The organism is Bacillus cereus group sp. MYBK216-1 (genome assembly GCF_051916495.1).
Classification (GTDB): domain Bacteria; phylum Bacillota; class Bacilli; order Bacillales; family Bacillaceae_G; genus Bacillus_A; species Bacillus_A thuringiensis_K.
Map to the genome: position 1 here is coordinate 144240 of NZ_JBQAGT010000010.1, position 7921 is coordinate 152160.

Sequence of the window (7921 nt, forward strand, 5' to 3'; positions counted from 1 at the left end):
CAATGAAGAGGATTTCTTATATTGAAGACTTTGAGCAATGGGAAAGTGGTTTTTCGTTTTACAACCCTGTAAAGGTTCGTTTTGGTGAAGTAGATATGTTTGGACATGTAAATAATGTCGTTGCTTTTACTTATTTTGAAGAAGCTCGTATTGCGTTGTTTAAAGAACTTGGATTTATGCAAGAGTGGACACATGCATCATCAGAAACGATGATCGTTGTTGCGGATTTACAATGTAATTTTATTAAGCAAATATATTTTGATGAACAGCTGAAGGTGTATGTAAAGGCAGGATCGGTCGGGAATTCTTCTTTAGATTTACATTATATGGTGAAGAATGCAGCAGGAGAGGTTTGTTTAGTAGGTCGTGGAATGATGGTTCAAGCGTCGAAAAAAACAGGAAGAGGCGAACCATGGCCTGAAGAATGGAAGAAGAAATTAATACAATAATAGAGTGAAAGAAAAATAAGAGAGCAATTTGCTCTCTTATTTTTTGTCTTCCATCGCTTCTTCTAATGTTAAGTGATGTTTATATAGGTATGTAGCGTATGGATTACCAACGTAGCGTAAGTGCCATGGTTCATATGCATATTCTGTTGTATCTGTTTTATCTTCTAAGTAACGAATGACAAAGCCGAATTCATGAGCGTGTTCTGCGACCCATTTTCCTTCTGCTGTCTCCCCGAAGATAGGCTCTAATTGAAATTTAGCTGATTTTGAACTAATATCCATTGCTAAACCCGTTTGGTGTTCACTTGTACCAGGAATTGCGCTTACCGAATTAGCTTCGGCTTTTCCTTGACGTCTAACGTATGTATCATGCAACGATTTTTGGCGTTTGTATGAACGATAACCAGATACAGCTGTAAGATCAAGCCCTTCTTTTTTCGCAGCTTTAAACATGTTTTCAAGTGCCTCTGCAGCATCTTTTCGCAGCAATGTTTTTTCTTTATCTTTTGGACTAATAAATGGTACATTTGGTCTCGTTAAGTCTTCAGGAATGTATCCATCTGGTAGTTTTCGATGTTTATTAATTAAGACAAGATTAGATTTTGGATTTGTTACAACTGAAAAGTCATTGTCTATTTTCTTTGCATTATGATCAGCTTTTGGAAAAGCAGGAATCTCTTCTTTTTTATGGTTATTATGCTTTTGACTTTCGACAGCTTTTGCTTCATTATTTAGTGGTGTTTTAGAACCAAAGTAAGCGAAAGATGTGATACCGATTACAATAGTAGTGGCAGAAATAATTATTATCTTTTTCATGATGCCTTGTAATCACAGTCCCTTCTTCATAAAATGTGTAATGTTTTTTTTATTATAAATCTAGTTTGTTGGAAAAGGAATATAAGAGTCATAACGTAATAGAAATGCAAAGAAAATGTCAGAAAATGTGTGAATTTGTAGTATTTTTTTATATAATTCATTTCTTATCTTTCATGAAATGCATTTTTTATGTAATATATATACATAAGAAGATGTAGCGATTATCGAGAATAGAGAACTTCTTGTATAGACTAGGAGTGAATGGGAATGGATTTTGCAACAATTATTGGACTTATTTTAGGATTTGTAGCAGTGGTAGTAGGGATGGTCGTCAAGGGCGCTGACATAACAGCCTTATTAAATCCTGCCGCAGCATTAATTATTTTTATCGGTACATTTGCTGCAGTATGTATTGCATTTCCGATGAATCAACTAAAAAGGGTTCCAAAACTATTTAAAGTTCTTTTTGGTTCAAATAAAAAGGATTTAAGTTATGAACAGTTGCTAGAATTATTTGTTCATTGGACATCTGAAAGTAGAAAATACGGTATTTTGTCTTTAGAGCAACAATTAGACAAAATTCAAGATGAATTTCTTTTGCGCGGTATGAAATTTGTGATTGATGGCGTATCCGCAGAAGATTTAGAGCAGATTTTGGAATCTGAATTAGAGGCAATTGAAGAAAGACATGCAAAGGGAGCTGCTATTTTTTCACAAGCTGGTACGTATGCACCGACATTAGGAGTTTTAGGTGCTGTTATCGGTCTTGTAGCTGCGCTTGGTAACTTAACTGATATTGAAAAGTTAGGTCATGCTATTTCGGGTGCGTTTATTGCAACGATTTTTGGTATTTTTTCAGGTTATGTATTATGGCATCCATTTGCAAATAAGTTAAAGCAAAAATCTTCAGCTGAAATTGAGAAAAAACGTTTAATCATTGATTGTTTATTAATGTTACAAGAAGGTACATATCCGTTTATTATGAAGAACCGCATTTTAGGTGCACTTTCTGCAACTGAGCGTAAAAAGCTAGAAAAAGGAGCAGAAAAAAATGCGGAGTAAGAAAAATAGAAGAGGTAAAAAGAAAAAACATGATGAGCATATCGATGAAACGTGGTTAATCCCATATTCTGATATGTTAACGTTGTTATTTGCATTGTTTATCGTTTTATTCGCAATGAGTAGTATAGATGCTGCGAAGTTTAAACAGATGGCAGTTGCTTTTCGAAGTGAATTAGCTGGGGGAACAGGTAACAAAGAATTTTTAAGTGATCAAAAGCCAAATGATGAAAAAGAATTATCAGCAAGTAGCCTTGAGGCAGAACAAGCAAAAAAACAAGAAGAAGCTAGAGCTAAAGAAAAAAAAGAGATGGATGAATTGAAAGCATTACAAAAAAAGATTGATCAATATATTAATGAAAAACAATTATCCTCTTCTTTTCAAACTAAATTAACTGAAAAGGGATTAATGGTGACAATATTAGAAAATATACTGTTTGATTCGGGGAAAGCAGATGTGAAATTAGAATCTTTAGGGATTGCAAAAGAGATGTCTAGCTTACTTGTTTCAGCGTCACCTCGTGAAATTACAGTATCGGGTCATACAGATAATGTCCCTATTGCCAATGCGCAGTTTGCGTCGAATTGGGAATTAAGTACGCAGCGGGCAGTTAATTTTATGCAAGTATTACTGCAAAATAAAGAATTACAACCAGAAAAATTTAGTGCGATTGGATACGGAGAATACCGTTCAATTGCTCCAAACGATACACAAGAAGGAAAGGCAAAGAATAGACGTGTGGAAGTATTTATCTTGCCTTTAACAGAGAAAGTAAAATAAAAGAGGATGGCGAATGCCATCCTCTTTTATTTTACTTCAAATGATTTTAAGTTGTCGCGACGGATTTTATCTTTTTCTGCATCTGATTTTTTGAAATCATAATCATATAAAGCGCCTTCCCAATCGCCATACATTGGATTCGGGAAAATAATGAATTTCTCACCAAATTGTGCTTTTGAATCTGCTACTGTTTGGTTACGATCTTTTACAGATTTTCCATCAAAACCTGTGAAATCAGATAAGTTATCACCGAAGAATAAGACAATATCATGAGTTTGAGAAACGAGTTCACGGCGTTTTTCTTTTCCTTTTTCTTTCGGATCTTGTAGTAATATATGTTCTTTCGTTGCTTGAGGAGCACCTACACGCTCAAGATTTTTAATTGTTGCATCTAGTTGATTCGTTTTACGATTTGAGATGTAGTAAATATCTACACCTTTAGACTCTGTATATTTTAAGAAATCAATTGCGCCTGGAAGGGCTTCAGCCTCAGCTTTGCTAATCCAATCATCCCATTTGTAAGGATAGCCTTTGCCTGTTTTTACGCTCATTGCTTGATGAGGACTGTTATCTAAAACAGTTTCGTCTAAATCAAGCACGATAGCAGGTTTTTTCTCTGTCCCTTTTGCAAGAATTGCATCAAGCTTTAATTGACCAATGTTGTACCCTTGGTAGTAAAGTGCTTTCGCTTCACCGGCTGTTTGATACCATAAATCAGCCATTAATTGTTGTTCTGTTAATTTTACTTTCTCTTCTTTTGCCACTGTTTTCTCTGGTGTTCCTGAACATGCTACAAGTGATGTAGATAGAACCGCTACAGATAATAAAGTGGTAATGCCCCTCTTCATCTTCATATGTATCCTCCTTGATGTTAGAAAATCATTTTATATTATATATTAAAATATAATATTTTTATATGAACATTTGCATATTGTCTTTTATATATATAGTAGTATGTCCTATATTAGAAAGATGAGCAAAATAATAATAGTTATTTTGACAAGTTTTATTGTCGTAATGACAATTATAATTGACAAAAAGAAATTTTTTATTTACAATTTTAACTAAATAGAACAAATGATGGATTAATGACGATGTTTACATATAAGAGGATGAAGCGTGGTGCTATATTTTGTCTTGAATAAACATAGTCTTTGAAAGAGAGTACGAATGATACTAAAGGGGAGGCTTTATACTTGAGTTTACAAATTCAAAACTTAACGAAACAATTTGGGGAATCAAAAGCAGTTAACGGTTTGCAAATTTCGTTACCAAAAGGTGAAGTACTAGGGTTACTTGGACGAAATGGTGCAGGGAAAACAACAACAATCAAAATGCTTCTCGGATTATTAACGCCTAATGAAGGTTCGATTACATGGGATGGAAAAGCATTTGGAAATAGTGGTGTAACAATTGGGTATTTACCAGAAGAAAGAGGTTTATATACAAAAAGTAGAGTAATAGATCAGCTGCGATATTTTGGTCGATTAGAAGGAATGTCGAAGAAAGAAGTGGATCACGCTATTGATCACTGGTTAGAGCGTTTAGCGATACCAGAATATAAATTTAAAACGGCTGGAGAGCTTTCAAAAGGGAATCAGCAAAAAATCCAATTAATTGCTGCTCTTCTTCATAATCCGGAACTTCTCATTTTAGATGAACCATTCAGCGGCCTTGATCCAGTTAATGCTGGGATGTTATCTAGTATTATTGAAGAACAAGTACAGAGCGGAAAGACGATTATTTTATCAAGTCATCGTATGGAACAAGTAGAGGCTTTTTGCCAACATGTATGTATTTTGAAAAAAGGTGAAGCAGTCGTAAAAGGACAGCTAAGTGATATTAAGAAAGAATACGGTTTCCGTAATTTAACGATTGAAGATACAGTAGAGAATGAAAAGGGATTAGAAGCTATACATGTATCGTATGAAAAACAACAAGGCCTTCTTTATGTGAAAGTACAAGACGATGCGGAAGCTCTCAAGATTTTGCAACAGTTGCAAGAGCAAGGTGTTAGCTTACGACAATTCAAAATGTTAGAGCCGACGTTAAACGAAATCTTTGTAGAGAGGGCGAAATAACGATGCGTAAATTTTCTCACGTATTTTCATTTTATTTTAGGGAAGCATTTTTATCTAAAAAATCATTAATTACGAGTGCGATTTTATTTTTAGTTGTGTTTGGGATTTTTGCATTTAATCATTTTACTTCAGGCGATGATAAAAATAAGGATAAAGATAAAATTGCAGTTGTAGTAGAGAGTTCCACATATAAAGTTCAAAAGGATGAGCTAAATAAGCTATTGCCATCAGCAAAAATAACAATTGGTTCAAAGGATGATTTTGATAAACTGCATAAGCAAGTAGAAGAAGGTGATTTAGATGGTCTATTCCATGTGACGGAAAAGGGTGGGGCTCCATCGATTACATATATGTATAATGGATTTCCAAGCCAAGCAACTTCTGCAATTATGGCAGGATATTTAAAGCAACAATATACGATGGTGACGATTGCCAAAAATAATGTTTCACCAGAAATTGCACAGCAATTACAAACAGAAATTCAAGTAAAGCAAGAAGCGATAAAAGATCGTACATCTTCTTTCGGAATTGCCTATTTCTTTACATTTGCTTTATATATGTTTATTGTAGCGTTCGGAAATACAATCGCAATGAATATTGCATCTGAAAAGGCGTCACGTGTAATGGAAGTAATGCTTCCGAAAGTGAAGCCTCTTACGATGATGTATGCGAAAATTTTAGCGGTTGTTTCAACGGCGTTATTGCAACTTGTCATATTGGCGTGTGGTTATCTTATTCCATATTTGTTAGGTTGGGTCGATTTAGAAAGTGCCTCACTATTTGGTATTCCAATTGACTTTACGAAATTAGATGCAAAGGTTATCAGCATGTTTCTTGTTTATTTCATTACGGGATATTTACTTTATGCGATGATGTATGCTGCTGCTGGAGCTGTTGTGTCTAAGACGGAGGATTTACAAGCTGTATCTTTCCCGGTAATGATTTTAATTATGGCTGCATTCTTTATTAGTATTAAATCATTAAGTGATCCGAATAGTACTATCGTTGTTGTAAGTTCTTACGTTCCATTTTTTACACCGATGGTTACCTTCTCACGTATTGTAGCTGGTGAAGCAGGTATGCTAGAAATTACGATAACATTAGCAGTCTTATTGGCGACAATTGCGGTATTAAATGCTGTTACAAGCCGCATTTACGTAAACGGGGTAATGAATTACTCAGATAAAGTGAAATTTAAAGATTTAGCGAAATTTATAAAGCGTCAATAATGAGAGAAAAGCATGATTTCCTATTGAAATCATGCTTTTTCTTTATGTATAAATTAAAAATAGTATATAATAATAAGAGTCGTCTTTTAATAGAATGAATAAAAAGGAGGGTGTGCAGATGGGGATTAGTAGTCGTTTTACAGTAGGTGTTCATATGCTGACATTACTTGCGATAGATCGAAACTCTCGCTGTACCTCTGAATGGATTGCCGGTAGTGTGAATACAAATCCAGTTGTGATTCGTCGCATTACAGGAATGTTGAAGAGAGCAGGACTTGTTGATGTACAAGCTGGTAAAGGTGGTACGACACTTGCTCGAGATTTAGAAGAAATTACATTACTTGATGTATATAAAGCAGTGGAAGTTGTAGAAGAAGGACAGCTATTTTCCTTCCATGAAAATCCCAACATTGAATGTCCAGTAGGAGCTAATATTCAATCAGTATTAGAAATTATTTTAATGCAAGCGCAAGAAGCGATGGAAAACGTACTTGCAAATGTAACGGTAGATCAATTAGTTACAAATTTAAAGTCTAAAATGAAAGAATAAAAAAAGCGAGCTTCCTCATAATGAGGGCTCGCCTTTTTTTATTCAGAAATATTGAAAATTCTATTTTTCAGTATTTAAAATGAATTTACCTACGATAGCTGCGAAGATACCACCAAGAATTGGTGCTACGATGAATACCCATAGTTGAGAAAGTGCTTCTCCACCAACAAATAAAGCTGGTGCGATACTACGAGCTGGGTTAACAGATGTTCCAGTTAACGGAATTCCTAATAAGTGAATTAAAACTAATGTGAAACCAATTACTAGTCCAGCTAAAGAAGAACTTCCTTTTTTACCTGTTACAGCAACGATAACTAAAATAAATACGAAAGTCAAAATGAACTCAACTAAAAATGCTCCAGATAAACCAAGAGTTCCGAAACCATTTTGTCCTAAATTATCTAAAGGTGTTTTAGCAGATTTTAAAATTGTTACTAACGTTGCAGTTCCTAATAAACCACCTAAAATTTGAGCTAATACATAATAACAAAGTTCCATAGCGTTCATTCGTTTGTTGATGAACATAGCTACTGATACTGCTGGGTTAATGTGACATCCAGAAATTGTTCCGATGCTATATGCCATAGCTACAATAGATAGACCGAAAGCCATAGCGATTCCTAATGTTCCAATTCCTTCAATTCCGCCGCCAGTGACAGCTACTCCAGTTCCGAATAATACAAGTACAAATGTACCAATAAATTCAGCGATTGCTTTTTTTAACATAATTTACCTCCTATTAATGCGCATGAAACGTATTATAACATAAGTTTTAGTATAAGCAGCCAATGAAATACTATTCTGATAAGGCGAAATAGGGGGACAATAAAAAAGAGTATGGTTCATTGGTCATCTCCCTGTCAAGTAGACAGTAATAAAAAGAGTATTATGCCACGGCCTTTTCCCGATATTCTATCGGGGAAAGGCCGTGAAGTTTTTCTTGGAATCTTTCTGTA

The 7921-nt window shown here is 34.7% G+C and carries 10 protein-coding genes; 6 read left to right on the forward strand and 4 right to left on the reverse strand.

Features of this window, described 5'->3' with window-relative positions; genetic code table 11:
* The first annotated feature begins 2 nt into the window (after positions 1 to 2).
* A complete protein-coding gene (locus ACTFRH_RS25595) occupies positions 3 to 449 on the forward strand; it encodes an acyl-CoA thioesterase (protein WP_000822733.1) in 447 nt (148 codons plus the stop codon).
* Between the two features lie 36 nt (positions 450 to 485).
* On the opposite strand, the gene ACTFRH_RS25600 is transcribed toward ACTFRH_RS25595, so the two are convergent.
* The gene (locus tag ACTFRH_RS25600; protein WP_000720203.1) at positions 486 to 1265 is read right to left on the reverse strand and encodes a M15 family metallopeptidase; all 780 of its coding nucleotides are present in this window, start codon (positions 1263 to 1265) and stop codon (positions 486 to 488) included.
* A gap of 267 nt (positions 1266 to 1532) precedes the next feature.
* On the opposite strand from ACTFRH_RS25600, the gene motA reads away from it, so the two are divergent.
* The gene (gene motA, locus ACTFRH_RS25605) at positions 1533 to 2327 is read left to right on the forward strand and encodes a flagellar motor stator protein MotA (protein WP_000344853.1); all 795 of its coding nucleotides are present in this window, start codon (positions 1533 to 1535) and stop codon (positions 2325 to 2327) included.
* The gene (gene motB / locus ACTFRH_RS25610) at positions 2317 to 3105 is read left to right on the forward strand and encodes a flagellar motor protein MotB (protein WP_001256734.1); all 789 of its coding nucleotides are present in this window, start codon (positions 2317 to 2319) and stop codon (positions 3103 to 3105) included. Before motA ends, motB begins: the two co-directional genes overlap by 11 nt.
* Before the next feature lie 26 nt (positions 3106 to 3131).
* On the opposite strand, the gene ACTFRH_RS25615 is transcribed toward motB, so the two are convergent.
* Entirely contained in the window at positions 3132 to 3959 is an 828-nt protein-coding gene (locus tag ACTFRH_RS25615; RefSeq protein WP_000782758.1) for a 5'-nucleotidase, lipoprotein e(P4) family, read from the reverse strand.
* Between the two features lie 342 nt (positions 3960 to 4301).
* Here ACTFRH_RS25615 and ACTFRH_RS25620 point away from each other — a divergent pair, with 342 nt between their 5' ends.
* From ACTFRH_RS25620 to ACTFRH_RS25630, 3 genes are all read left to right on the forward strand, one after another.
* Entirely contained in the window at positions 4302 to 5186 is an 885-nt protein-coding gene (locus tag ACTFRH_RS25620) for an ABC transporter ATP-binding protein (protein ID WP_000058121.1), read from the forward strand.
* A 2-nt stretch (positions 5187 to 5188) separates the two neighbouring features.
* A complete protein-coding gene (locus tag ACTFRH_RS25625) occupies positions 5189 to 6415 on the forward strand; it encodes an ABC transporter permease (RefSeq protein ID WP_001224980.1) in 1227 nt (408 codons plus the stop codon).
* A gap of 118 nt (positions 6416 to 6533) precedes the next feature.
* Positions 6534 to 6965 (forward strand): Rrf2 family transcriptional regulator, encoded by a 432-nt coding sequence (locus tag ACTFRH_RS25630; RefSeq protein WP_000512998.1) that lies wholly within the window; start codon positions 6534 to 6536, stop codon positions 6963 to 6965.
* 60 nt (positions 6966 to 7025) lie between these two features.
* On the opposite strand, the gene ACTFRH_RS25635 is transcribed toward ACTFRH_RS25630, so the two are convergent.
* Both ACTFRH_RS25635 and ACTFRH_RS25640 read right to left on the reverse strand, forming a co-directional pair.
* Positions 7026 to 7691: an aquaporin gene (locus tag ACTFRH_RS25635; protein ID WP_000913213.1), complete on the reverse strand. Its 666-nt coding sequence runs from the start codon at positions 7689 to 7691 to the stop codon at positions 7026 to 7028.
* Between the two features lie 160 nt (positions 7692 to 7851).
* The coding region (locus tag ACTFRH_RS25640; protein ID WP_325782447.1) for an IS3 family transposase at positions 7852 to 7921 on the reverse strand (70 nt) is incomplete at its 5' end.

What these genes read in the sequence shown, in the direction of transcription:
- ACTFRH_RS25630 (WP_000512998.1), top strand. Translation starts at nt 6,534, where the DNA reads ATGGGGATTAGTAGTCGTTTTACAGTAGGTGTTCATATGCTGACATTA.
- ACTFRH_RS25635 (WP_000913213.1), bottom strand. Translation starts at nt 7,691, where the DNA reads ATGTTAAAAAAAGCAATCGCTGAATTTATTGGTACATTTGTACTTGTA.
- motA (WP_000344853.1), top strand. Translation starts at nt 1,533, where the DNA reads ATGGATTTTGCAACAATTATTGGACTTATTTTAGGATTTGTAGCAGTG.
- motB (WP_001256734.1), top strand. Translation starts at nt 2,317, where the DNA reads ATGCGGAGTAAGAAAAATAGAAGAGGTAAAAAGAAAAAACATGATGAG.
- ACTFRH_RS25615 (WP_000782758.1), bottom strand. Translation starts at nt 3,959, where the DNA reads ATGAAGATGAAGAGGGGCATTACCACTTTATTATCTGTAGCGGTTCTA.
- ACTFRH_RS25600 (WP_000720203.1), bottom strand. Translation starts at nt 1,265, where the DNA reads ATGAAAAAGATAATAATTATTTCTGCCACTACTATTGTAATCGGTATC.
- ACTFRH_RS25625 (WP_001224980.1), top strand. Translation starts at nt 5,189, where the DNA reads ATGCGTAAATTTTCTCACGTATTTTCATTTTATTTTAGGGAAGCATTT.
- ACTFRH_RS25595 (WP_000822733.1), top strand. Translation starts at nt 3, where the DNA reads ATGAAGAGGATTTCTTATATTGAAGACTTTGAGCAATGGGAAAGTGGT.